At 42.5% G+C, this 26306-nt stretch carries 18 protein-coding genes, 1 tRNA gene and 1 pseudogene; 7 read left to right on the top strand and 13 right to left on the bottom strand.

The window, feature by feature from the left end; all coding sequences use genetic code 11:
• Both WG8_RS28145 and WG8_RS07335 read right to left on the bottom strand, forming a co-directional pair.
• A partial coding sequence (locus WG8_RS28145; RefSeq protein ID WP_007429503.1) for a biotin/lipoyl-containing protein occupies positions 1-254 on the bottom strand: 254 nt, incomplete at its 3' end.
• Between the two features lie 5 nt (positions 255-259).
• A complete protein-coding gene (locus tag WG8_RS07335; protein WP_007429502.1) occupies positions 260-3151 on the bottom strand; it encodes a 2-oxoglutarate dehydrogenase E1 component in 2892 nt (963 codons plus the stop codon).
• A 429-nt stretch (positions 3152-3580) separates the two neighbouring features.
• Here WG8_RS07335 and licT point away from each other — a divergent pair.
• The 4 genes and pseudogenes from licT to WG8_RS07315 all read left to right on the top strand — a co-directional run bounded on the left by licT (position 3581) and on the right by WG8_RS07315 (position 9490).
• Positions 3581-4416, top strand: a pseudogene (licT, locus tag WG8_RS07330) (BglG family transcription antiterminator LicT).
• Between the two features lie 113 nt (positions 4417-4529).
• Positions 4530-6440 (top strand): beta-glucoside-specific PTS transporter subunit IIABC, encoded by a 1911-nt coding sequence (locus WG8_RS07325; RefSeq protein WP_007429500.1) that lies wholly within the window; start codon positions 4530-4532, stop codon positions 6438-6440.
• A gap of 31 nt (positions 6441-6471) precedes the next feature.
• Positions 6472-7935 carry a glycoside hydrolase family 1 protein gene (locus WG8_RS07320; protein ID WP_007429499.1) on the top strand — a complete coding sequence of 488 codons (1464 nt, stop codon included), beginning with the start codon at positions 6472-6474 and terminating at the stop codon, positions 7933-7935.
• 283 nt (positions 7936-8218) lie between these two features.
• Positions 8219-9490: an MFS transporter gene (locus WG8_RS07315; RefSeq protein ID WP_043890858.1), complete on the top strand. Its 1272-nt coding sequence runs from the start codon at positions 8219-8221 to the stop codon at positions 9488-9490.
• Positions 9491-9799: 309 nt separating this feature from the next.
• Here the strand turns inward: WG8_RS07315 and WG8_RS07310 are convergent.
• Positions 9800-9873 (bottom strand) — tRNA-Pro (locus WG8_RS07310).
• Between the two features lie 132 nt (positions 9874-10005).
• Between WG8_RS07310 and WG8_RS07305 the strand changes: the two genes are divergently transcribed.
• Positions 10006-10227 carry a hypothetical protein gene (locus tag WG8_RS07305; RefSeq protein ID WP_083837553.1) on the top strand — a complete coding sequence of 74 codons (222 nt, stop codon included), beginning with the start codon at positions 10006-10008 and terminating at the stop codon, positions 10225-10227.
• 164 nt (positions 10228-10391) lie between these two features.
• Here WG8_RS07305 and WG8_RS07300 read toward each other — a convergent pair whose 3' ends face one another.
• The 8 genes from WG8_RS07300 to WG8_RS25925 form a co-directional block, all read right to left on the bottom strand.
• Entirely contained in the window at positions 10392-10985 is a 594-nt protein-coding gene (locus tag WG8_RS07300; RefSeq protein WP_007429497.1) for a hypothetical protein, read from the bottom strand.
• Between the two features lie 197 nt (positions 10986-11182).
• On the bottom strand, positions 11183-11377 hold the full coding sequence (locus tag WG8_RS07295; protein ID WP_043890857.1) for a hypothetical protein: 195 nt from the start codon (positions 11375-11377) through the stop codon (positions 11183-11185).
• 28 nt (positions 11378-11405) lie between these two features.
• Entirely contained in the window at positions 11406-12203 is a 798-nt protein-coding gene (locus tag WG8_RS07290; RefSeq protein ID WP_007429496.1) for a barstar family protein, read from the bottom strand.
• 323 nt (positions 12204-12526) lie between these two features.
• Entirely contained in the window at positions 12527-12826 is a 300-nt protein-coding gene (locus tag WG8_RS07285) for a hypothetical protein (RefSeq protein WP_232289066.1), read from the bottom strand.
• Positions 12827-13109: 283 nt separating this feature from the next.
• On the bottom strand, positions 13110-13730 hold the full coding sequence (locus WG8_RS07280; RefSeq protein WP_007429495.1) for a helix-turn-helix domain-containing protein: 621 nt from the start codon (positions 13728-13730) through the stop codon (positions 13110-13112).
• A 564-nt stretch (positions 13731-14294) separates the two neighbouring features.
• Positions 14295-14891, bottom strand: coding sequence for a hypothetical protein (locus WG8_RS07275; protein ID WP_007429494.1), 597 nt, complete (start codon positions 14889-14891; stop codon positions 14295-14297).
• The gene (locus WG8_RS07270; RefSeq protein WP_007429493.1) at positions 14888-21139 is read right to left on the bottom strand and encodes a polymorphic toxin-type HINT domain-containing protein; all 6252 of its coding nucleotides are present in this window, start codon (positions 21137-21139) and stop codon (positions 14888-14890) included. Before WG8_RS07270 ends, WG8_RS07275 begins: the two co-directional genes overlap by 4 nt.
• Before the next feature lie 43 nt (positions 21140-21182).
• On the bottom strand, positions 21183-22691 hold the full coding sequence (locus WG8_RS25925; protein WP_232289065.1) for a fibronectin type III domain-containing protein: 1509 nt from the start codon (positions 22689-22691) through the stop codon (positions 21183-21185).
• A 291-nt stretch (positions 22692-22982) separates the two neighbouring features.
• Between WG8_RS25925 and WG8_RS07255 the strand changes: the two genes are divergently transcribed.
• Positions 22983-23741 (top strand): DUF2087 domain-containing protein, encoded by a 759-nt coding sequence (locus tag WG8_RS07255; protein ID WP_007429491.1) that lies wholly within the window; start codon positions 22983-22985, stop codon positions 23739-23741.
• Positions 23742-23774: 33 nt separating this feature from the next.
• Positions 23775-24116, top strand: a complete 342-nt coding sequence (locus WG8_RS07250) for a GIY-YIG nuclease family protein (protein WP_007429490.1) — start codon at positions 23775-23777, stop codon at positions 24114-24116.
• Positions 24117-24186: 70 nt separating this feature from the next.
• Here WG8_RS07250 and WG8_RS07245 read toward each other — a convergent pair whose 3' ends face one another.
• Together WG8_RS07245 and WG8_RS07240 are read right to left on the bottom strand one after the other, a co-directional pair.
• Positions 24187-24744, bottom strand: coding sequence for a hypothetical protein (locus tag WG8_RS07245; protein ID WP_007429489.1), 558 nt, complete (start codon positions 24742-24744; stop codon positions 24187-24189).
• A 344-nt stretch (positions 24745-25088) separates the two neighbouring features.
• Complete coding sequence (locus WG8_RS07240) at positions 25089-26300, bottom strand: rhamnogalacturonan acetylesterase (protein WP_007429488.1); 1212 nt, start codon at positions 26298-26300, stop codon at positions 25089-25091.
• Positions 26301-26306 lie beyond the last annotated feature (6 nt).

The following is a 26306-nucleotide window of genomic DNA, read 5'->3' as shown; positions in this document are numbered from 1 at the left end:
CTGGCTGCTGCGTTACCACTGCCACTTCCGATCAAGCCAACAGCTTCACCGATGGACACGGTCTCTCCCTCCTGACGAAGGATCTTCTGGACGACTCCCGCTTCTTCTGCACTAATTTCCAGATTGACCTTATCCGTTTCCAGCTCCAGTAGAACATCCCCCTGTCCTACGGAATCCCCTTCCTTCACAAGCCATTTGGAAATTGTTCCTTCCGTGATGGATTCTCCCATTGCCGGCACTAAAATATCGCTCACAGCCGCTACCTCCCCAATGTAATATTGTTTTTGGAATCCTGCTTCAACGCTGATTGAATAATTCGCTGCTGTTCTAGGCTGTGCACTTGCTGATAGCCGCTCGCCGGGCTGGAACGTTCCGGTCTGCCTGCGTAACGAATTTCCGCTCCTTGCGGTACAACATTCCGCAGACGAGGCTCAATGTAACTCCAGGCCCCCATATTTTTAGGTTCTTCCTGAGCCCATACGAATTCTTTAACATGCGAGAAGCGGCTGAAAATATCTCGAATTTCCTCTTCCGGGAAGGGGTACAACTGCTCCACACGAATAATGTGCAGGCGCTCCTCTGCCTCATTTTTATCCTTCTCCAACGCCTCTTCCAGATCAATCGCAATTTTGCCACTGCACAGTACAATGCGCTCTACACGATCCGGGCGTGCACCCAGGCCGGGCTGCTCCAGCACAGGACGGAATGTTCCCTCGCTGAACTCAGAAGCTGGCGAAGCGACACGGTTGTTGCGAATCAGGCTTTTCGGCGACATCATCACAAGCGGACGCGCTTCCTCACTTTCGCTTAATGCAGCCTGACGGCGCAGCAGATGGAAATATTGTGAGGCACTGCTCAGATTAGCGACAGTCCAGTTATTTTGTGCGGACAACTGGAGGAAACGCTCCAGCCGTGCACTTGTATGCTCCGGTCCTTGTCCTTCACTGCCATGCGGTAACAGCATCACCAAACTGGATTTCTGTCTCCATTTGGCACGGCCCGCGGAAATAAATTGGTCGAAAATAACCTGGGCGCAGTTCGCAAAATCGCCGAATTGTGCTTCCCAAATGACCAATGTCTCAGGAGAAAACACGTTATACCCATATTCAAAGCCGAGCACAGATGCCTCAGATAAAGGGCTATTATGAATACTGAACGAGGCGCGCGCTTCCGGCAATGTATGCAGCGGGCAATGTGTATTGCCGGTTTCAGGCTCATGCAGCACGAGGTTACGGTGAGCAAAGGTCGCCCGCTCCGCATCCTGACCCGTCATGCGAATCGGCTTGCCATCTGCGAGGATAGTAGCCAGGGCCAGCGTCTCCGCCAAGCTCCAATCTACCTTTTCCCCTTCGTTCAGAGCTGTTTTTCTACGCTGTAAAATGCGATCCAGCTTCGGATATACATGAAAATCTTTTGGCCATTTGAGCAAGTTTTCATTGATTTGCCGCAGCTTTTTCAATTCCACCGCAGTACGGACCGCAGAGCCCTGATTTTTTGTTGCCTTAACAGCAGTAATCTCAGGTTCCTCTTCCGGTTGATTCTTCACATGCTCATGCGCTTCCTTCAGTCGGTTTTGCACCTTTTCAATGAGGCCGGCACTAAATGCTTCATCCACAATACCCTGCTTCATCAGATTTTGAGCATACAATTTGCTCACCGTCGGATGATTCTTTACCTTGCGATACACCAGCGGCTGGGTTGTTTCCGGGTCATCGGATTCATTGTGACCATAACGACGATACCCAATCAGATCAATCAGAAAATCCTTCTTGAAGCGATTGCGGTATTCGCCAGCCATACGTGCCGCTGCAATGCAGGCTTCAGGATTATCCGCGTTCACGTGTACAATCGGGATTTCGTAGCCCTTGGCCAGATCGCTGGCATAACGGGTCGAACGTGAATCAACACTCTCTGTCGTAAAGCCCAGACGATTATTCACAATAATATGAACCGTACCGCCATTACGGAAGCCACGCAAATTTGTAAAATTAAGCGATTCTGCCACGATACCCTCACCCGGGAAAGCCGCATCGCCATGCATGATAATCGTAGCCGCCTTGCTGACATCCAGCTTCGGATAGCCTGCTTCACTGCGGTCTTCCTGCGCTGCGCGGGAAAAGCCTTGGACGACCGGATTCACATACTCCAGGTGACTCGGGTTATTCGCCAATGTCAGACGGGCTTGTACCGCTTCCCCATCCTTTACAAACCGATCGGCACCCAGATGATACTTCACATCTCCAGTCCAGCCGTAGTTAATTCCGGTAGAGCCTTCCGACGGGATCAGATCCTTATTCGGAGAATGATGAAATTCAGAGAAAATTTTGCTATAAGGCTTGCCCAGCACATGAGCCAGCACATTCAAACGGCCCCGGTGCGCCATGCCCATTAGAACGTGACTTGCTCCTGCATTCGTCGTGAGTCGAATGATCTCGTCGAGTACGGGTACAAGCACATCATTACCCTCGATGGAAAAACGCTTCTGTCCGACAAACGTTTTATGCAAAAACTCTTCGAACTGCTCTACCTCTACCAATCTGCCCAGCAGCGCCTTGCGTTCCTGTGTTGTGAGTGGCTTGGAGGACCAGCCGGATTCTGCATAGCTGTTCAACCAGCGGCGTTCCTCCTCATCATGAATGTGACTGAATTCATAGGCAATCGGCCCTGTGTATGCTACACGCAACCGTTGAATGGCTTCCCATCCGTTAAGTGTTCCCGCAGGAGCGTTATCCCATATTAAAGAGGCCGGAAAAGCCTTTAAGTCCTGTTCAGTTAAGCCATAGGATGCTGGATCAAGCAAGCGTGTATCCTGCTCAGCATCCAGTTCCAGGGGATCTATTTGGGCGGCCAAATGCCCGTATTCACGGATGTTCCACACCATTTTCCCCGCTGTAACCGCTTTCTGTAATGTGTTCGAGTCGAGGCTCCCCAGAGCACTTGCGGGGGGTCCTTGCAATTTGTAGTCTATCATGGAAGCAGCCGAGTATTCGGATTGCGGCGGCTCACCCCATTGATCAAACAGCTCGCGGTAAGCCGGATCAACCGTTCCGGGGTCTGCTACATACTTTTCATACTGGTCCTGCACATAACCTAGATTAGGCCCGTAATACGTCTGCCAAGGTACCTGTCTGCTGCTCTCTTCCATTGTCATCTCGTTCCCTCCGTCAAATTTTGAAATTCATAGCTGGACGGAAATCATTTTTAATTTTGTTAAGCCTTCAATTTAAGTTGTTCACAATATGCTCACATTATATGAAATCCTACATCAAAAGTCGAATTTCACAGTTCTTATTTCTCTTCCATTGTATAAACTTTTCTAGCTATGAGCATTTCCTTTTTCTCAACATATCCATGCGTAAATGAGATCAATCGGGTTATAGTAGCCTTTAGCACTTAAAGATTAGAATGTGGCATAAAAGGATATCCTAATCACAAAAAAAAAAGTTGACAACGTTTTCAGATCATGATAACTTATCTCGTGAGGCTTGTTACCGGTAATGCGGGCAAAACCACAACAGAGATGATATTTCTTTCTGTTGTAGTTTTGCCTTTTTTTATTCCTCAAAATGGGTGATTCGATGTGATAATTAAACAAATTTTCAACAATAATATCGTCAGCACGGTGGATGATAAAAACCAGGAGTTGCTTATCCTCGGCCGGGGTATCGGGTTTAACTTCCGTGCGGGTGATCCGATTGACGAGATGCGGATTGAGAAAATTTTTCGTCTGCAGGATGCAAATATTTATGAGAAGTTTAAAGCCACTGTCATGGAAGTTCCGATTGATATTTTACAAGTCACCGATGACATTGTTAGTCTGGCGCGCACGCAGTTGAACAAAAAAATAAGTGATGGCATTTATGTCTCCTTGTCAGATCATATTCATTTTGCTATTCAGCGTATGGAGCATGACATGATTGTACGCAATCCACTGTCATGGGAGATTCAGCATTTCTATAAAGCTGAGTATGACGCTGCCAAAGAATCACTGACACTTTTGCGCGAACGTCTGGGCATTGAATTCCCAAAGGAAGAGATTTGTAATATCGCCCTTCATTTCGTGAATGCTGAAATTAATGATTCGATGAATGATGTTACTCATATGATGCAGCTGCTCCAGGAAATCATGAATATTATCAAATATCATTTTAATATGGAGTTTAATGAGGATAGCGCGAATTACTTCCGCTTTATTACACATCTCAAATATTTTTGCCAGCGCGTGATTACGCACTCGAGCCATGACGATGCAGAAGAATATTTGTATGAAGTCGTGAAAAAAAATTATGCGGGCACTTTTAAATGCATTGGGAAAATTGAGAAGTTTATTCAAAAGAATTACGAGTATACCATGACGCACTCTGAGCAGAGTTGTACCTGACACTTCATTTGGAGCGCCTCATAAAAAGAAAATAAAATATTATCCAGGCTTGTAACTGTTAAATCAGGCAAAACCTGAATGAAAAGGCTCACGATACGTGGGTCTGCTCATTCAGGTTTTTTTTATCTAAAAATAGGAGGAATTCAAGATGGATCAGCAGGAAACTGCCAAAAAAATTGTCGACTCTGTTGGTGGAACAGACAATATTAACTCCGTATACCATTGCGTTACACGCTTACGCTTTGATCTCAAGGATAACGGTAAGGTCAAGCAGGATGAATTAAAGAAGTTGGATAAGGTTATGGGAACCAATGTATCTGGAGACCAATTCCAGGTCATTATCGGCAATGAAGTCAGCAAAGTATTCGATGCAATGGCGCATCTATACCCTGTCCTAAAGAACGACTCCACCGAAAAGAAGTCTTCTGAAAAAAAGAAACAAAATGCGATCTCTAACTTGTTCGAGTTCATTGCAGGTGTGTTTGCCCCTATTTTACCTGCCATTGCTGGTGCGGGCTTGCTCAAAGGATTGATTGCTTTGCTCGTATCCGTAGGCTGGCTTACAGCGGGGACGGATACGTACCGAATTTTCTCAGCGATCGGGGACGGAGTCTTTTATTTCCTACCTTTACTGATTGCTGTGAGTGCGGCTCGTAAATTTGGATGTAATCCTTATGTGGCCGTTGCTGTGAGCGCAGCACTCATGTACCCTGACATGGGGGCGTTATTATCAAGTGGTCATGCTGTTTCTTTTATCGGTGTTCCGGTTACGGCTGTTACTTATGCGTCCTCCGTTATCCCTATCCTTCTTGCCATTTGGTTGATGTCTTATGTGCAAAAGGGCGTAGACCGTATCATTCCTTCATCTTTTAAGCTACTGCTTGTGCCCTTAATTACGATGATTATTGTCGTTCCAGTTACACTGATCGCTATTGGTCCGCTGGGTACTCTGATCGGTAGTGGATTGTCTGGCGGTATCAATTGGCTTATTTCGGAAGGCGGCTGGTTTGCAGGTATTATTTTGGGCGGAGCTATGGCATTGATCGTGATGACAGGCATGCACTATGCGCTGGTTCCAGTCATCATCAGTAATTTGGCTAAACTGGGTTTTGACAAATTCCTGCCGCTAACCTACATCTCCAATATGGGTCAGGCAGGAGCAACCATGGGGGTATTCTTTCGTGCCAAGGATAAGAAGCTGAAATCTGTGGCATTTTCTACAAGTCTGACAGCACTTATGGGTGTTACCGAGCCTGCTATGTATGGGGTGAATATGAAATATAAACGACCTTTTATAGCGGGTATGATCGGTAGTGCTGCAGGCGGCGGGTTCTCTCTTGCCTTTGGTGCCAATGCCTATGTGCTGGCAGGAAACGGGGGAATTCCAGGGCTGCCTGCATTGATTGGACCCACCTTCTGGTATGCAGTGGGCGGTATGCTGATCGCATTCGTGGTAGCCACAATCGCAGCTATCCTGCTCGGCATTAACGAAGAACAGAGTGGCGAAGCTGTACAAACCACGAGCGAAACGACTACTTCTTCTAAAGACCGTGACGACTCGACAGATTCCTCTAAAGAACCGCAGGAAGATTCAAATATTCGAGCTACCAATGAGACGATTCTTGCTCCCATGACAGGCCGTTCGATTCCGCTGAAGGAAGTGAATGATCCGACATTTGGTGACGAACTGATGGGCAAAGGTGTTGCCTTTGTTCCTGTTATTGGAGAACTGTCCGCTCCTGTAAATGGCACTGTGTTAAATGTGTTCAAGACTAAACACGCCATGGTTATTCGCAGTAATGACGGTGCAGAGCTGCTCATCCATGTGGGCATCAATACCGTTAAGCTGCGTGGGCAGTTTTTTGAAGCCCATGTTCAAGCTGGCGATGTAGTTCAAGCTGGCGATAAGCTGCTCTCATTCGATCTGGAGCATATCGCTAAGGATTATGACATCACCACAGCGATGGTTGTCACCAATACAAGCGACTATCAATCTGTTTTTCCCATCAAGCTGGGTGATATCACCATGAAGGAGCCTGTGCTGAAGGTAGAAATCTAAAAGCCGATAAAGGATAAAGGAGCATACACTCATGAGTAAAACGCAAGTATTTCCAGAGCATTTCCTATGGGGAGGTGCTATCGCCGCCAATCAAGCAGAGGGGGCATTTGACGCAGATGGCAAAGGCTTGTCTACCGCAGACATGGTTCCTTATTATAAGAAAAAAGACTATGCCAACCTAAGCGCTCTCATGCACGTTTCCAGCGAAACGATTGCAGAGGCCATGAAAACCAAAACAGCCGTGGGTTATCCAAAGCGTTATGGAATTGATTTTTATCATCATTATAGAGAAGATATTGCATTGTTTGCCGAGATGGGCTTCAAAACATTCCGTCTCTCCATTAACTGGAGCCGCATTTTCCCTAATGGAGACGACCATGAGCCAAATGAGGCTGGCCTACAATTCTATGACAATGTTTTCGACGAGCTACGCAAATACGGTATTGAGCCACTGGTAACGCTATCCCATTATGAAATGCCGATGACGCTGGTATTGAATTATGGCGGTTGGGCAAACAGAAAAGTCATTTCGTTCTTTGTAAAGTATGCAGAGACCGTTATGAACCGATATCAGGATAAAGTAAAATACTGGCTGACCTTTAATGAAATCAATACAACGATCATTGAACCGTTCACAGGCGGCGGAATTGTCGGTGACAAAGAAGTTAACCTGCTGCAAGCGTCCTATCAGGCATTACATCATCAGTTCGTTGCCAGTAGTCTAGTAACGAAAAGAGCACGTGAGATTAACCCCGTGTTTCAAATTGGCTGTATGTTAGCCAGAATGATCCATTATCCTGCTACGAGCAGCCCCGAGGATGTGCAGCAAGCTCAGTTCGACAACCAGATGAATTTGCTGCACACCGATGTTCAGGCCCGCGGCAGCTACCCGCCAATCATTAAGCGCTATTTTGAGGAGCATCAGATTCATATTGTAAAAGAAACAGAGGACGATCAGATTTTGAAAAAAAATACGGTCGACTTTATTTCCTTCAGCTATTATACATCCCTCGTCTCAACTACAACGCCGGAGAAATATGGTTCTACAGGAGGCAACCTCTACAGTACGGTTAAAAATCCAAATCTGAAGGTGACGGAATGGGGCTGGCAGTTGGACCCGATCGGCTTGAGAACGGTTTTGAAAGAACTTTATGATCGCTATCAATTGCCATTATTTGTGGTGGAAAACGGATTAGGGGCTAAGGATACGATTGAAGAAGACGGCTCCATTATAGATGATTACCGTATTGATTATTTCAGACAACATATTGGACAATTAAAAGAAGCCATTCTGGATGGCGTTGAAGTGATGGGCTATACCAGTTGGGGAGCGATTGATATCATCAGTGCCTCCACTTCAGAAATGTCCAAACGCTACGGTTTTATTTATGTAGATCAGGATGACGAAGGCCATGGAACCCTTAACCGCAAAAAGAAGAAAAGCTTTGACTGGTACAAAAAAGTAATCGCAACAAATGGCGAGGATTTAGCTTAATTAAGAATTGGGGACTCCCCCCCCATTTGTGAATCAGGAATCAAAACACCTGGCAAGTTAAACAGCCAGTCGTCGGGTATCAATCGGCGGCTGGTTATTTAGTTTATATTGCTCCCATTATGATTATCGTGAACAGCAGAATTTAAAAGGCAGAGGGTCTGATACGATGCAAATTCAAACTTAAAGTGACATTAAAGTCACTTTTCTGTACAATATTCCTACTTTTCACTATTATTTTAATTAGGCATCTAAAAACCGCTTTGAAAGCGAAAGGGATGGAACTGTGACTGGATTAAAACAAATACTCAGAAACAAGAATTATGTCAGGCTTTTTCTGGCAACGTTCGCCTCACAATTGGGAGGAATTATTGGGGTTACTGCATTCATGTTTTATTTGTTGAAACGGTTTACGAATCAGCCATACTATGCAACGCTTGCCGAGTTAATGTATTCGCTCCCGATGCTGGCAGTATTTCTCGTAGTTGGAGTACTTGCAGATCGGATGGACCGACAAAAAATCGCTGTTAATTGTGACTGGATCAGCGCTTTATTATCCTTATGTTTGCTCATTTTTATTTGGGTTGATTCTATTCCTTTGATATTTGCCTTCCTCTTCATCCGTAGTGCTGCTTCCAAATTTTTTTTCCCAGCCGAAAGTGCCCTTATACAGGGAATCTTAAGCAAAGATGATTACACCATTGCAGCAGGCCTCAATCAAATGATAGGGAGTCTTTTCATGTTATTTGGAGCAACTCTGGGGGCCGTCGTTTACTGGCATTTTGGAATTACTGGAGCCATCCTAATTGATGCTGTTTCTTTTATTGTTTCTGCATTGCTTATTCGTTCCTGCAAAATTCAAAAGGAAGTACGCCTTCCAAACGGGGCACATCAATTTAAGCAATTAAAATTCAAACTGGTCATGCATGACTTTAAACAAGGGTTTCTTTACATATTACGCAACAGACTATTGATTTGGTTGGTTTCAGGCTTTTTTATGTTCGGTATTTTAAATGGGGGATTTAGTGTTTTACCGATGTTTATTCTTAAATATAAGCTAGCTCCAGACAACTATGAGCAGTATATGGTATGGACAAGTATTATTTTTGGATCAGGTGTGTTGCTTGGCACCTTAATTGCTTCTCTTATCTCCGCCAAGCTAAAGCTACACCAAATGATTGCAGCGGGAGTTCTGGTCGCCGGAATTGGTATATGCATACTTGGATTTGTTAATCACCTCTATGTTTTCTTGATTATCGACTTCACCATTGCACTGGTACTTCCGTTCATTAATATTGGCATAGGAGGATGGCTGCCTTGTATTGTAGATCCTCAAATGATGGGACGTGTGCAAGGTTTAATTAATCCGTTAATGATGCTGTCCCAATCTCTTACATTGGGTTTCATTGCTGTAAGCTTTCCTTCATTTATTTCAATTGAAGTCTTGTTTTTATTAGTTGGGGTCTGTACCGTTATTGTAGGAATATACTACACTATTGTGCTCCCCCGTTATGCTGATTACGACACTTCTTCTAAAGCCATTCAGGAATCTTTATAGGCAAATTAAAAGAAGTCATACATGGCGGCATTGAAGTTCTCCACTACATCAGCACTTCTATCTGAAACTGAGATAACTAATTTCTCATGCTCCACAAGCACGTACATTCGTTGCATACGACTAGCGCGTCAAAAACAACACACGAAAATCCAGTAGAAACAAAAGCTGATAAGGTCTTTAATATTTCAAATAACGAAGTACATGTTTCCCCTTATTTCTTGTATGTACTTATTGGTAAACAGGGCTCCAAACCATAAAAAAATGCCCGGCAGGCGCAATATCTGCGTCAGCTGGACATTTGGATTGTAATCGGAGTAGCGGGATTCGAACCCACGACCTCACCCACCCCAAGGGTGCGCGCTACCTAGCTGCGCTATACCCCGATAAACCAGTGTATGTAGATCGATGCTGTTATTTACCATTATAATCTGGTCATAAAAGCCTGTAAAGGGATTATTTAGATCGATTGATACAAAAAATAAGCGCCCAATAACTTGAGATCACAGGAGCGAACCATGCAGAGCAAAAAAATAATCATACCCGCAGCCTTACTTCTTTTAATACAATTAAGCGTTCCTATATGCTACACCTTTGCACAGGAGAACCTTGTCATAGACCAAGAAACGAAAGAGAGAATAGCGGAGCAATATGGCTTGGAAGAACCTCAGTCACCTACATCAGAGCAGCAGCAAAACATATTATTCGGAGGCAATCCACTTGTATTCATCAGTCAATAACTGATACATTCGCTGAAACAGTAAGCTTTTTTTATTTGGAAAATTCAATAATGTAGCGCACAAGGATCACTTTTCGTGCTTATTGCTAGAACAAGCGAGAATTAGTCTCGTTTGTGGTTTAATAAAGCCCCTACTCGAAAAATGGAGATTTTCATCTTTCCTTATTATTTGGTTGCAGGAAAATCATTCTTGATTGGTGGAGTAGAGTCCCAGCTTATCAGTTTAATATGGTACTTATCAAGTAATTCATTTGAATTGGAAAATTGAGTGTTAATAGTCTTTCCATCATTTTCAAAAACCCTTCCATCTTTTTTAATGATAATGCCATCTTGTTCAATAAATATAGAGTCAGAAACGGTTTGCTGATACTCTTCGGTGCGATCCAAATCACCCATATAGTACTCTGCAATCCCTGGATAATAGGATATTTCCGTTCTGCCATTAACTTCTAGCAAAGGTAGTTCTCTATCTCCGCCAGCTAATCTTTCCTTCCACTTACGATATTTGCCTCGACCTTCATTTGAACCAATGCCATCATATTCACATATTAACGTATCTTGAATAACCTTTCGTTGCCCGTTAATTTCATATTCCAAACGAAATGGAAATTTCCCATATGTGATTTCAGGGCGTGGAGGATTGGGTTCTAATTGAATCCCTATGAATATTAGAAGCCAAGGTAAAGCAATGAACACTATGATTGCAAATGCCAACAACAACGGAATGCTTAGTAATAACAATGTTTTTTTCACTTTCATTTATACCCTGCCTCCTTCAAAGCATTTTTTACTGAACCCATTTTATGATTTCTGACCATTTGCCAAGCCTTATATGCATCAGAGTGCCACCACTTAATTTTATACTGCGTAGGTAAGTAAACCGTTGTTCCAGTGCCTACTTCACCCAAAGTCTTGTTCAAAATTTCATCCTTAACTACATAATTCGTTTCTTATGATTAGCCACAAAATTCGAAGATTTTAAAATCGAATCCTCCACTATAATCCAGATGTATCTGTGAAAATGCACTAAGTTGCTTTAAACGCGAAGGTACTTGTTGTTTAAACCAATTAAAATGTTCTTTAGCTTCGTTTTTACTCATTTCTGAGTATTCTTTCATTACAAAAGATGGTTGCATTACTCTATAGTCCATTTCAAAATTTCCTTTTTGCTTTGTTATCTTATTTCGAGGAAAAATTCACGGTAACACCACCTGATACCAATACCTTTAATAGCTCCATAAAATATTGCTGTGGTGAACACCAACTGTACGTCTCTTTTGAATTCCACTCATCCTCATATCTTTTCAAAAAGTAATGCACATTTTGCCAATGAATCGTGAACGGTCCTATAGCTCCAAAACCTCCACAGAGACAGTCCGCCAGGCTGTCCAAACTAAATCCATAATACCCTCCAGGTCCATTAATCGCTTCACCCAGTGCTATAAAAAATGTAGTAAAATCGGATATGTACTTTCCGTCTAAAGTATAGACTTCTCCTTGCTTGTCTCTGAGAGAATAATCAGGTACAGAATACATTCTAATCACGTTTAGCCACCCGCTCCGTTCTTCTTTGGAGAAAGCTTGCCATATATTATGTTCAAGGGACCGTGTTCCCTTTAGAAGTTTCCATAATCTTAATTCGATAGAAGTTGGTTTAGTCTCGAGCGTACCCTTTAACTCCAGATTGAATATTCCTTTATTATAATTAATCTTGTGGATTACATACGATTCCGACAGATGATAATAATAGCTTCCAATCACCTTTTCTTCATTATTTAAAATAGCAATGTACAAGTTGTATACCGATTGTTTGGTCTTTGTTATGTTTTCTATGAAGTCCGCATTAAAGATAAATTGTTCAAAAATCACCTTTTCGTACTCTTCAACAATGAGTTCACCCGTTAAGCCAACCACATCTCCACAATAGCCAACCGTAAGTTCACTTTCGCCGTCAATAACAGCAAATTTATATTTCATATTCATATTCTCTCCCGTTTTATTACATGGATGTCGTAAGCTATTTCTCCAAATGCAATCCACATAGTATGTTCATCGTCTGTATGCACAATCTTACCAAAAAATCTCCTTGCGCTTCTTTGTCATTAATGTACAGTTCAAGCTCCATAGCAGTTTGGGTATAAAAGTAAATTTGGTTACCTTGCTCAATTCGTTGACCAATAAAACAACCAAAAAGGCCAACCAGAAATCTCCGGTTAGCCTAATGATGAAGAGAAACTATAAGGCTTAACTCCAAAAAAATCAAAATATAGTAAACTAATCACATATTTCTTATTTGCGAATTAACATCTGCTGAAATATTCGTCAGAAAATTCGCCATCAATATTATAATCAACGTCATAGTAATATATTCCAATTCCCGTTTTCGGATGAACTAGTCGAAGGGATATTCTGAAATAAGGAAATTCTCTGTCGATATTATTTACAAAAATATTAGTATATTTATACTCGATCTTTAAGTCAGAATATTGTAGACCCTTTGGCAATCTGTCCACCTCTTCTTTAAGGAAATTGTTTTGGCTATCACTAATTAATTTTTCAAGAAGATCTATTGCCGTCTTTACCACCCATCCAAGAATCAAGAATCTCCCCCGAAATCGCAGACCGCCAACGGCGTGTCTGCTGTTTCTTTTTCAAGTGATTCTTAGCTTGATTCTTCTTTAATTATTTATGATTATTATTAGTGAGACTCTCTGACGGTTGACAACAGACTTTATGTCTATCTTACAGACTCTCAGTCTTGCATAACCGACTCTGATTCAAAACCGTGGACACATTGTCTACAGCCCCTGTTTTTCAGCCGTCAACAGACTGTATGACGGTTGTCAGGACAGAGAGTCTGAAGAGATAACAGACTCATCATTTTTATCCGTTCACATCGGGTGGAAATCGCTTGTCTAACTCCGTTCTCAGGAACTGAGCATAGCTATCCAGTATTTCCTTTTCGGCAAACTTTTCAAATGGCAGTCGCCGTTCATTGAGTTTTTGAAGTTTAACGGCAAACGCCTTGTACTCCTCATTCTTGATGACTTCCTGAACCCACATCGTTAGTTCCCTTTCATTGAACTGCTTCCACACACTGCCAATAAACTCATGCGTTTTCTCGCTTATCAGCAATAACGGATGGCAATGAAGATAATTCGGCAAGTAATAGGTGTTGTTCTTCCCTTGACTGACGAGAATCAGCTTTTTATCAGCCAATTCCTTAATGTGGCGTTCTATCGTCTTGGAACTACTCCCGACATTTCGAGCAATCATCTCATGGGTCGGGTAACACTGAGTCTTGTCGCTCATATAAGCGATAAGGTCAACCAGTATCAGCTTCTCATACTGGCTCAAACCGTAACAACGATGGATTTTATGCGGTACTTTGGTAAACCCCTTGTGAAGTGACGTGAACTCACTCTCTTGACTTACCTTGTCCATGTACTCGTTAGCGGCTTGGCGGTTTTGAATCAAAAAGAAATCATTCGCCCTTGTTGTCATTTCAATCCCTGCCTTCTGCGTTTTAATTACACCGCCGCACGGCGGCTATGAAGTCAGGAAGGCGGCTAGCCTAAAACGTATCCTTACCTGTTCTATGTCAACTGCTCGTCAGCAGAGCACTTTCTTCGCTGTAACAATCGTTGAAATGTTCCGATAAGTTGCGGACGATATGAAAAATATCTTTCGTTTTAGCCGCTCCTACTCTTAATAGTGGCAGTATCTATCCGAAAAAATGCGACTCATTGCCTTCTCATCCTCTCTATCGGGGCGATGTATTCTACAGTTGCAATAAAATTAGAAAAAAACGTGAGAAAGCGAAGACAACAAAAAAACAGGTCAATCATGGCGGCAACTGGCCATAATCAACCTGTTTCATGTAATGGCTTAACGTAATTTAGGTTATACTTTTCAAGCTATTGTGTGCGTACAAAAGAATTAAAGAATTTCTTGTACTGGTATTATGAGGATTATGCTTCATTGGATTCAGCCGCCCGATTTATTCGGCACTGGGTGGGGGTAAAGGAAAGACCTTGAGGATTGTTGCCCCCAAGGTCTAATAAATTCTTACTTAATGCTGCTGTAGTACTTCATTAACTTTGAGATAATCTCATCGGGAACGGTATAATTTCTAAAGTTAAGTGACACTAGATCGGTGATAGCTTTATCCATAGTAAACCATGATTCACTTTTGTAGTCACCAATGTCGTCACTGAAACCAAGAACACAAATACCGTAACTCCTTTCTCCCCACAACGCCCATTTCATCGAAGATGGTAGCCATACGATTACTTCAGAATTAGATAAAATGGAATCTGCAGGACTTTCTATAGGGCTTTGCTGAAGAGTATTCCAATATTCATCCGATGTTGTTCCTTTATTTAGCATGCACCAATTATACTGAGAAAATTCGGTATAATAATAGTTTACTGGGTGTGGGTCTAACACAGCCATAATGACGAAAGAATCATCAAAAATGCCTGTAAGTTGCTCCACTTCATTCCAAAAACCATAACTCATTGCATGATCGAAATCAAGTACAACTTTATTTTGAAATGGAACTTTAAATACTTGGTTTGGCAGTCGCTCTTCAACATAAACTACGTTTGAAACCAAGTGCTGCGCCTCTTCAAAATCTTTTGTGTCTTTAATAATTTCACTCAATCGTTAGCCCCCAATCTAATTTTAGTTGTTACCTTTGTCGCGCCCTTAGCCCAATAATCAGCAGTTTGTAATCCCTGATCTGATTTATCTCGAATCCGGTATGATGCTCCATCTTTAGAATACATAGTACTCTTTCCATCTTTACTTACAGATTTGGTCCAACCATCTTCCACAAGACTCTTTTCAAAATTTGCTCTCGTAACATTAGTTTCAATATTCCTTACACTTTTCCCTACCGTTATGTCTTTATAACCACAATTCGTATTATGCACCCAAATCCCAAGATCACTGACGAAGTATGTGTGGAACTCATCAACCGTCATGTTGTAAACCGTGATGTGCTTCTGTTCCAGTTCAATGTTGTCTATCTTGAGTGTATTCCCATCGCTCTGAACAAGCAAGTCCCCAACTTTGAGGTCTTTAACGAATGTCCATCCTTTATCTTTCACATAGAACGGATGGTTGAAGGTCGATTCAATCGTCTGACCGCCCACATGGATGTTGTAAATCTCATCCGTTTTGTGGTTGAAAGTAGCTGTAACCTCTTTGTACGCTACCTCGCCAGTCGCTTCATCCTTCGAGAGAACCTTATCCCCTACTTCTATTTCCTCGATAGGTTTCTCCCCTTCGTCTGTTAGAACTTTCGTACCTGCGGCAAAACAGTTACATCCTCTTGATGATTTTCCTTTGCTCCCTTTTCCACCAAAATTCACATCGCTAATCAGTCCCATCGCAGCTATGCCAAGGACTTCGGCATCTGTCCACTTTTGGTATGCACTTAACAGCTGTTCTTGGGCCCATTCAGACTTGCCAGTACTATTTTTATAGACACTGGTTCCCGTCACCAAGTCATATAAGTAATTGTACTGGTTTGAGCCTCCAAAAACGGACACAAAATCGTATCGTTGCCGTATGAAGTCCTTGTATACTTGATAATCCCTATTTTTTGTAGAATTCGATCTAACTCTTGCATCATTTAATAGTATCCGAAGTTCTTGATAATCAAGAGTTTCAAAATAATGCCCGCTCGGATCCACATACTTCAGCGGATTGTTCGTCACATACGTATAAAGATTCAAACTCAGTGAATCCGTTAGTTCTCCCTCATACGTATCCTCATTAATAAACCTTCCACTATCAGGATCATACCATCTGGCTCGCAGGTATTGTAATTCCGTTGTATCATCCCATAATTCGCCTGAATATCGGAATGGGTTGTGGACTTTTTCTTCCTTGACCTCTTCATTGCCCCAAATATCATATTGATATTGATTCAGCAAGGCTCCAGATGAATCTCTGATTTCAATAATATCTCCGTGACCATTATAGACTGGATAGGCTTCCGATTGATCCGCATAGGCTATAGCCTCTAATTTCAGACCTCGAATATAATTAGCTTTTAAAATAGGCTTTCCATTTTCAATCCTAGCTTCTGCTATGATTTGGGCACTGTTCCCATCATAGTAGTAACGGGTATGAACGCCGTCCTGTATACGGTCTGTCAGAAGACCATCCCCGTTGTATCGGTACTCTACGAGCTTTCCGTCGACCTTGACTTGCGTCAATCGGTTCTGATCGTCAAAGCTGTTCTCCCTCGGCTTCGTATGCGGAGCTCTCTCCGTTTCCATTGTAAGACGATTCCCTCTGGCATCATACGAATAAGTATCCTGATTTTCGGTAGAGGTAGCAATCCGATTCAGCTTATCATACGTAAAGGCATCCTCTACACCATTTTGAATACGCTTCGTGATATTTTTACCAGGATCATAGCTATACTGGAAGCTGTTCGTTTCCGCATCGGATCGTGTGTGCTTTAATTCAACTAATTCAATCCCGTTATATTGGTTTTGCTGGCGATAACCATTTGCAGATACTGTTGAATCCAGCAATCCATTTTTGGTATAGGTATATTCCGAAACGGGCTTATCTTTTGTGTTGCCTACGGTCTTCAATCTGTTCAAAAGATCATACGTATAGTTTACTTGTTCGCCAAATGGTCCTGTCATTTCGGTTCGATTGCCATTCGAATCATACTGATTAGAAAGCTTTAACCCATCCGGGTAAGACAAGGTGTTCAGTTGCTCCGTATACGGATCATACGCATAGGATGTTGTACCCGTTTGATCTGTCATGCTTAGGCGTTTGCCTGCCGCATCGTATACATAGCTGACAGTCTCATCTTTACCTACACGCGACTTCAACCGATTACGGCTATCGTATTCAAAAGAAGTGACATTCCCGTTGCGATCTATTTTTTTGGATAAGTTGCCATTGGTATCAAAATAGCGCTTTTCGATCTGGTCCTTCGCGTCTTTGGTTTGAATGACTCTACCCAGTTCATCATACGACTTCACCTTGGCCTGACCATCCGGATATGTGATCCGAGTGAGATTACCCAGCATATCGTAAGTGTACTTCGTCGTTTCGCCATTAGGCTCCGTCACCGCTGTTTGGTCACCCAAGGCATTATACGAAAACTGAGTCTCATTTCCATTCGCATCGGTCTGTTTCAAAATCTGATCGCTTACAGCATCATACTCTATCTTGGAAGTTACTTTCTCATTACCGTCCATTGCTGATTTTTCTTTATTTTGTACCAAACGGTTCCATTTATCGTAGATTTGAATTTGTTCATTAAGCTCACCGTCTCGTTGAATTACTTGACGAAGAGCATCATCATACTTAACTCCTGCTTCTGAACCGTCCGCATAGGCTGTCGAGGTTGTACGGCTCCAAGCGTCATAACCATAGCGTGTCAGATGCCCAAGTGCATCTTCACTGGACACTAATCTGCCGTTAGCGTCATAAGCTGACTTGGACTTGATCACGTAATCGTTACCTTCGAACAAACCTGACTCGATATTCCAGCCCAAAGCATTGTAACGTGTTTTGGTTCTGATCCCCAGCTCATTCGTAACCGTTACGGTGTTCTCAAGATCATCATAGGCTACACGAATACTTTTACCGTCCGGATAGGTTACGGCTTTTACGCGATCAAGAGCGTCATATTGATACGCGGTTTTCTGACCTTTCCCATCCAGTGAGGAAGTGATTAGACCAGTTGACTTATCATAATCTGACTGAATCGAAACTGTAGATTTTTCTCCATCAATACTCGTAACCTCTACACTTTGTTTCGTTGGAAAAGCATGATCGTAGTCACTGCTGTATTCCGTTGTTGTAGTCACGGACTTGTTACCATTCGCAATCGTCTGAACCGTTGTATTTCCGTAAGCATCGATACCCGAATAATTTACTTTTTGAAGTAATTCTCCCCCGGAATGATCTTTGGAGACGATGACCTGCGTTACTTTCCCTTGTGGGTTACGCGTGTACTCTGTAACTCCAGTGCTTTGGGAATCAATCGGTTCCGTAACGGTTTTAATCCTGTGCTTGTCGTCATACGTATACGCAGTTTGTGAACCTTTTTCATCCACTGAGCTTGTAATATTACCGTAATCATCATATTCAGCAGTCGTTGTCAAAACGTCTCCATTTTGATTATTGCTGGACGAAGTACGGGTTGGTACAGGTACGGTATAGGCTTTGCCTGTCACCTGCTTGCCGTATTGATAAGCTGTGCTCTTTTCAGAATCTCCTGCTTTAACCACAGATTGATCCAGATAATACTGTGGTGGCGTGTCTGCACTAATAAACTTTTTATTATAATTGAATGTTGAACGAACCAATCCATTGTCTGTTACGGTAGAGAACGAAGTATCTTTCACATAGCTCTCACCCATATCGGAATTATAATGAATCGTTTCCCGATTATAGTTTTCGGTTTGATTGTTTTCATATGTGATTTGATCTACACGTGAGACCGTTCTATATGCCTCGTTTACCGAATTGGAGCCAATATAGCGTTTTACTGGCTGATCTTCGTAAGTATACAAAGTAGAGGCTCCCGTAGGATGAAATACTTTGGTTAACAAAGCGTACGGATTAGAGATTTGTCTTTCTGGATGTGACGCACTCAAATTAAACTTGGCAGGTGCCAATGTATAGGAATATGTGGTTTTTCTGCCTTCGGCATCTGTCACGGAATCCAGTAATTCAACACCTTGCTCTGTATGTTTATGATAAACAACAGTCCGGTTTCCTTTAGACAAAGTAACATCTGTAGCCGTATATTGAATATCAATCGAGTTGCCGATTGCATCTTCTACCTTACTAAGCAATTTACGTTTATAAGTAGCATTGAGTTCATAATTGAACTTTATCGTGTTATGATATGCATCTTCAATTTGCAGCAACTGACCGTCTTTGGAAAAATATTGTTTTTTCGTCCCATCAACAGAAGTTAATACATAGGCTGAATTTTCTCCATTAACTGTTACTGAAGTATCCGGAGTAAAACTCAGTCCCTTCCAGTCGTAACCTTTGAGCTGGTCGCCCTCAATTTCATAGCTGCCACCATCCCCCAAGTGCATATACTGCTTGCCCTCTTTGGTTTCTACATAAGGTAAATTCCAGGACCACCCCTTACCCAGAGGGTTCAATTGATCTTCTAGCGCAGGATAGGTACGGTTTTGAAAGATAAATGAAGGTTGATAGGCTACAATCTCAGCAAAAACGGTAGCATCTGCATCTGCTGCAATATAGTATTTATTCCCATCGTCACCCGGAATTTCAGCCTGAGGACTGCTGTTAATTACATCCCTATAGTACTCAGCCTCAGCAATGGTTGTGAACAGCGCTGTCTGTCGGCGAACAGCCGTTTCCAGCCCCTCAGAAACAATCGTTTCAATTTGTGGTGAGCCTTCCATGGTAAAGGCTGTTCTTGTCCTTCCGCCTTTTCCATTACTAGTCCACTCGCTATAACCAATATCGCTAGTATAACCGGGCTTTGTGACGGTTCCGCTATAATCTTGTCTCCATTCCCGGGTATCGGCAGTTCCCTTATTGTACACTGTTCCTGAATAATACGCTGTTCCTGATTCTGTACACATTGCTCTACCAGGAGAGTACATGGGGCATCTTGGATAAACAAGTAAAGACGATAAAGTTAAATCCCCTACATATGAATCCCTGTCGTAATGCATTTTAGAGTCTCCACATACCGGACTACGTGGAAAAGTTCGCGAAGCGTTGCCCGTACTATCATAATAGAACAAATTCATAACACTGCATTGTTCCATGTATATATTTTTTGAACTAGGAGCCGTATATGATCCCTTGATGACTCTGGCTTGCCCATCTTTGCTTAAAGTTCCGGTAAAACCATCTTTACTATACTTAATAGAGTCCGGAAAAGCCTTCTCCCATTTTCCAGTCCTGGAGTCTTTCTCTATTCTGGACTCCGAGGGTGTAGTATAGGTTATTTTTTGTCCCGCCGCTTGACTGGCAGCTTCATAAGTCGTGTAAGTGCCTATAACTTTTGTTTCTGGCTGAAGATTATAGGTGTTAACATCAACATTCCCATCACCATTTGTGTCCTCTTGCACCCATCTTTTTTGCTGATAGGACACCTTGTACGACTTGGTAACAGGTTTCATCATCGCCTTAAAGTAGACATAATAGTTTTGCACAGCAGCACTGTTGTCAACAATTTCAGCGCCTTTGTCAAAAAATTGAGCCCGATTCGTATCATATTGACGCGTCAAGGAAAAACCAAGTCCATTTCGTCCAGGCAGTGTTAAATCTGTATTTTGCAGCGATAAGCTGCCTGATAAAGTGGATATGGATTCTTTATCATCGCCAACAGAATAAGGAGCTTCATTAAAAGAAGACTTATTGTATACTGGCGCTTCTTCTCTAATGGGTGGAAGCTGTGGCACATTTGCCATGAAACTTTGTTTCAGAAAGTCCATTTTATATACATCTTCGGTGACTGTATTCGCAGGATCAAGGTCATCCGTTTGATAAACATCATCTGCAACATTATGAGAAATCAGGTTACCTAATGGAGCATCCGATAGCTTATTGTATACATCGCTTGTTACGGTTTGCGATTGGTTCTCTTCTGAAGGGAATAACGAAGCTACAGCCTGCTCGTAGCTTATATGATCTTGTTCAGCCATATATAACGCTGTATAAATTTGATTTAATGAATAACCTTTTCTTAATTGTTCCGAAAGAAAAGATGATGTGACTCCAAATCGGGCAGCCATTTGATCCACCGAGTATTGCGAATTGTCATTCCCCGCACCGAACACATTTGGAGGAACAAAGCCGCTAATTGTACCGAAAATAAATGTGATAATCATGATTATCGCTATATGACGTTTTGTTGTTCTAAATCGCAAGTTCTTCTCTCCATTCCCGACTTTAAATTAAGCTACTTATCATTTATTTGGTGTTGCTCATTTTTATAATCTGTATCAGGTTACCATTAGCATCGTAATGATATTGGAAAACAACCTGACCATCCTGTTCAGTATGCTCAAGCCTTCCATTAGCGTCATATATATATTTATACTTTCTGGATAGGCCACTTTTAATGCTATTGCTAAACTCCGAATAGTTACCAGCCGCATCCTTGGCTTTTACTGCGAACTTATATATTTTCTGAGGTTCTAATTGGTCTACTTGAAAGGTTAATTCCTTGGTATTACCTATCATTTGACCATCACGATAAACATCGTAGCCAACAACTCCAACATCATCGGTAGATGCTTCCCAGGTTAGAATAACACTGTTAGGCGAAGGTCTGGAGCCTACTAATTTCTTAGGTTTGGAAGGACTTGTTATATCCTTGGGCAAATCATCAATAACCGGTATACGATCCAAACGATCATTAAGCTGCTGTTTGTCTGTATCATTGAGATGCACTAGTAAAGTACGGGCCATATTAATCTCAGTTTGTAATTTTGAAGCTTCTGCTTTTTCAACTGCCTGCGTAGCTGTCTTTAATTGCTCATCATAGGCAGCTTTTGCATCAATAATTTTCTGTATAGCTACTATCCTTTCAACAAGCTTGCCCTTGTCTGGATCCCGCAACTTGTTTATTAGCTCTACAGCTGCATTTACATCATTTTGTAATTGGGTTGTCTCTGCTTGCGCCACCGCTGCTTCAGCTTTGTCCAGTTGCTCTACATAATGGGGATCATCCGAATCCGACCATTTAAAAACATAATAATACCCCTTTGAAATCCCATTTTGCGGATAAGCTGTAGGATCTGCGCTTGTTACCTGACCTACAAGCTCCCGGTTGGTAAACGTATGAGCCCCTTCCTTTGTTAACGCTTCAGCAGTCATATAGCTGGAGGAAAATCTAACAAAATATATATCGGTAGCTTTAAAATGAAGTCGTTCTTCACTTGGTACCCCCTTATAAAACAGCTCAAACAAAGAAGTTGCATCTGACCCTTTCATAAAAATTCGAAGAGCATTACCTGATTGCCAAGTAAAATAATCTTTTCTAGTTACATCTGGATTTACGTATTTTACAATTTGTGGCTCCTGCTTATAAAGCCAATCAATAACTGTAAATTTGCTAACCCCATCCGTTATACTTTCGGTGACAACTCCAGTTGTTTTCACTGTTTTATAGCCGGTGAAGTCTCCATACACATTTGGGGTTTGGCTTAAAGCCTGAAAGAACCTTCGCTCTTCCATTTCTCCTTCTTTTGAATGTTTATCAATATCAAAACCCAGTTCTATTTGTCTTCCAGGTACTTCAGTCAGTTTATATGTCTTCACCTCAGTACCCTTGTACTTGTACCAAGTATAATAAAATCTACCCTTGTCCTTGTCCCAAGTACGATAATCTGCATAAGATACTCCACCGTTCCAGCCCAATGATGCTACTACCAGCACGGCTAGCATCAATATTAATGGCCATTTTTTCAACATCATCTCTTAACCTCTTTTCTCCAAGTACACTCAGATAATCATTAGCATTATAACTTTTCAATAATTCTACTAACAGTTAAATATTAGAAGAAAGTAAATTTCAAGCATCTGTAAAATAAGTATTGTTTCATGAATGAATTCATCTGTATTCAGGTGGATTGGCTCTCCTGTGTATAAATTGGCGACAGAGTCACTGGAAATCTCCCTTACATTCATCCCACTCATTGATTTAAAACAAACAAAATGTTATATTGTCTATAAAATAATCATCATTTAATCGAGGTGTTTGCTAAAATGGACCATTCCGAGCTATTTTGGAATGCTGGAATTGAGGAACTGAAGCGCGGATATATCCGTCAGGGAGAGCAGGTGGTCTGCCTGCTGGACGGACAGCGATACGAGCAAGGTATCATCTATCAGGATCAAGGGGTATTTTATGATGCGGAGCGGTACATGCGTCTTCATATTGAGCGGACGTACGGCTCGGTATTTGAATATTTGATCAGCCTGGACAAAAAGCTGACCGGGCTGACGGATCATCAGAACCGACTGCTTCAGCTATTTTATCAAGGCATGGGCGATGCGGATATTCAAAAGGAAACCGGAATCGGCAGTGCATCAACCATCCGCAATCACCGCTTTGGACTCAAGGAAAAAGAAAGGCAGGCCAAGGTATTTCTCACATTAATGGAGCTGCTAAGGGAGAAGGACCACCACGCTCCCTCCATCGTCGAAGTGCCGGTACGGGCACGGATGGTGGACGAACGCTACAACATTACAGAAGACGAAAAGCAAAAGATACTCAAGAAGTATTTTCCGAATGGTACAGACGGGCATTTGAAAACCTTCAAAATGCAAGAAAAGCACAAGCTGGTTGTGCTGCGTGAAATTGCGGGACGTTTCGTAAAAGGACAAACGTATCATGAGAAGGATATCAATGCGATTTTACAGGAAGTGTATGACGATTATGTAACGGTGCGCAGATATATGATTGAATATGGTCTATTGGATCGCAAGCCGGATGGCAGTGAATATTGGTTGAAAGATTATTAATGGACAACGTTTATAAATGAGGAGGATTCGACAATGAACCGAAGAAAAGAACTGGTACAGCAGTACATGGAGATAAAAACCGAGGCTGGAATCTATTGCATTCGCAATACACACAATGGAAAAATGCTTGTCGCTTCTACGCCGAATTTAAAATCGCTGAACGGGCGTCGTTTTGAATTGCAGATGGGCGTATCTAAAAATAAACAACTGCAACAGGAATGGAATGAGTATGGCGAGGATGCGTTTGAATTTGGAGTACTGGACATTTTGAAGAAAAAGGATTCAGAGTTCTTCGATGTCAAAGATGCACTGGCAAAGCTGGAGCAGACTTGGCTTGACCGACTCCAGCCTTATGGGGATAAAGGATATTTGTAAAACCACTTTTAAGGAGCAGCCATCTGGAGCCTTCGTTATCTGGATCAATGAAGGCTTCTATACGGTGAGCCTAATTTAATAATCCCCAGCCAATTCCAACCAACACTCCATTAATTAGTAATAATGCAATACATGCTCTCCACTTGTTGACTTCATCTGTTTGAAAAAATCCGGGCACTTTTCCCTGGCACATGAACAAAGTAAAAGCCAGATTCCAAATAATGCGCATACCATACTTTACGTAATATAGAGCAGGACTCAGCTGTACACCGCCCAATATGGGCGAGACATCCGGAATGAACAGAATGGCACACGCATAATACATAGTCTCATATGTAAAATAAAATACAGCCAGCCACCAGGCCCACTTCTTGCCAAACAACATACCAACACCGGCAGTCGTTCCGGCCAAACCAAGCAAAGCAATGAATCCTTGAAACATCCCCCTGCAAATCCCTATCAACGTAGAAGCCTCATTCAACTCATTGAGTATCAATAGCTGTGTCACCATCAGAAGAGCCCCATTAAAAATCAGTAAAATGGCTGCAATGCTTACACCTAAAGGTCGTTCAAGAGCTGTGTTCGTTACATATTCCTCTACTTCTTTTTTGGTATATAAATCCGACACTTCTTCTACTCTCCTAACCCAATGATATACATCCATTTTCGGGCGGCTATAATAACAGTATGTTCTCGCCTCATTCCCATATATCGGCATTCAAAGAAATATGATTTAGATTAATAGAATCCCAAATAGAGTAATATCTACCCTTATACTACCATTCCAAGATTGAATCTGACAAATAAAAGCACTAAAGTATTAATAAATCCCCGCCAAGCCTCCAGTAACTGCACCTGTTGCGTCCGTATTCTTACTCTAAAAACGTTAAAGCCCTACCCAAGCCGTAAACAATGCTATCCTTGGGTAGGGCCAGTTTATTTTCTAAGTATATCATGGATGGAAACAGCGTTTTATTGCGAATCCCCCGTCCGCACATAAGAGGCTAAAGGAATATTCAGCCCGCGAATGCCCTGAGCTACCAGTCGGGCTATTTGCTCCGCGCCATACTCCTGAAAATGCGTATCATCCTTCACCCCATCAGGAAATGCAGGATACACCCCTGGCTCCACATGTAAAAATAGCGGGAGTGTTCCTTCCAGGCCAAGTGTATTGTAATATTCTACACTCAAGCGGCTAAGATCAACCAGTGCAACACCTGTCTCGGCTGCCGTTTCCTTCATGGCCTTCACATATTCCGGGAAGCTAATCCGAAAGGAAGCACTTGCCGCATCATAATCCCGACGACCCACAGGAGTAATTAACACTGGTATCGCCCCACGTTGTGTGGCTCCTTGAATGTAGGTTTTCAAGTAAACCTTGTAATCTGCGGGTGAAACATAGCGCTCTTGATTGTTGATCGCCGCATCATTATGACCAAACTGTATGAGCAGATAATCCCCGGGCCGGATATTCCTCAATATATCATCCAGCCGTCCCTGCACCAGGAAGGTCCTCGTGCTTCGTCCACCTATAGAACGGTTCACAAATGTAGTCTCATCCGTAAAAAATGGCGCAATCATTTGACCCCAGCCCGCCTGGGGCTTCATGGAGGGCTTATAGGTTTGAACCGTAGAATCTCCGGCAAGGTATACCGAAGGATGCTCTCCAGCCGTTCGAGCTTCCTTGGGCGTAATAACCAAAGCGTTAACCTTCGGTTCATTTCCCGAGAAGTACAATTCCAGCTGACCGTCAATAAGGGCGAGCTCAAATCCTGCCTCGACAAATTGGCCGGCTGCTTTGGTGGTTGGCTCCACCTTAACGATGGACTCGGCTTTTACAGTGATATCTGTGTTTCCGGCTGCATCTCCGGCAATCAGGGAAAGCGTGTAATCCGCAGGTGGTAAATTGACGACAAAGGATGAGCCGTGAACACGAACAAAATCCGAGCGAATAGCATCACTTCCACCACGATCCTCTTCGCTTACCTTGGACAGATCCATAAATCCGTAGCCTCGCTCAGGCGTGTAAGCATCCTTGGCGGTGACCTGGGTATATCCGTCAGCTACGTTCCCCGGACCAAAGTCAAAACGAAGAGGCGCCGTAAGCTGTTTTTCAGCCAGTGCCTGCCCTGGAACAAGTATGGTCGCAAACAATAAGCTAAACCCTGCGCATAATCCAATCATCTTGCC

It is taken from the genome of Paenibacillus sp. Aloe-11 (genome assembly GCF_000245715.1).
Taxonomy (GTDB): Bacteria; Bacillota; Bacilli; order Paenibacillales; family Paenibacillaceae; genus Paenibacillus; species Paenibacillus kribbensis.
The sequence above is the reverse complement of the archived record's forward strand: the minus strand, read 5'-3'. Positions and strand labels throughout refer to the sequence as shown.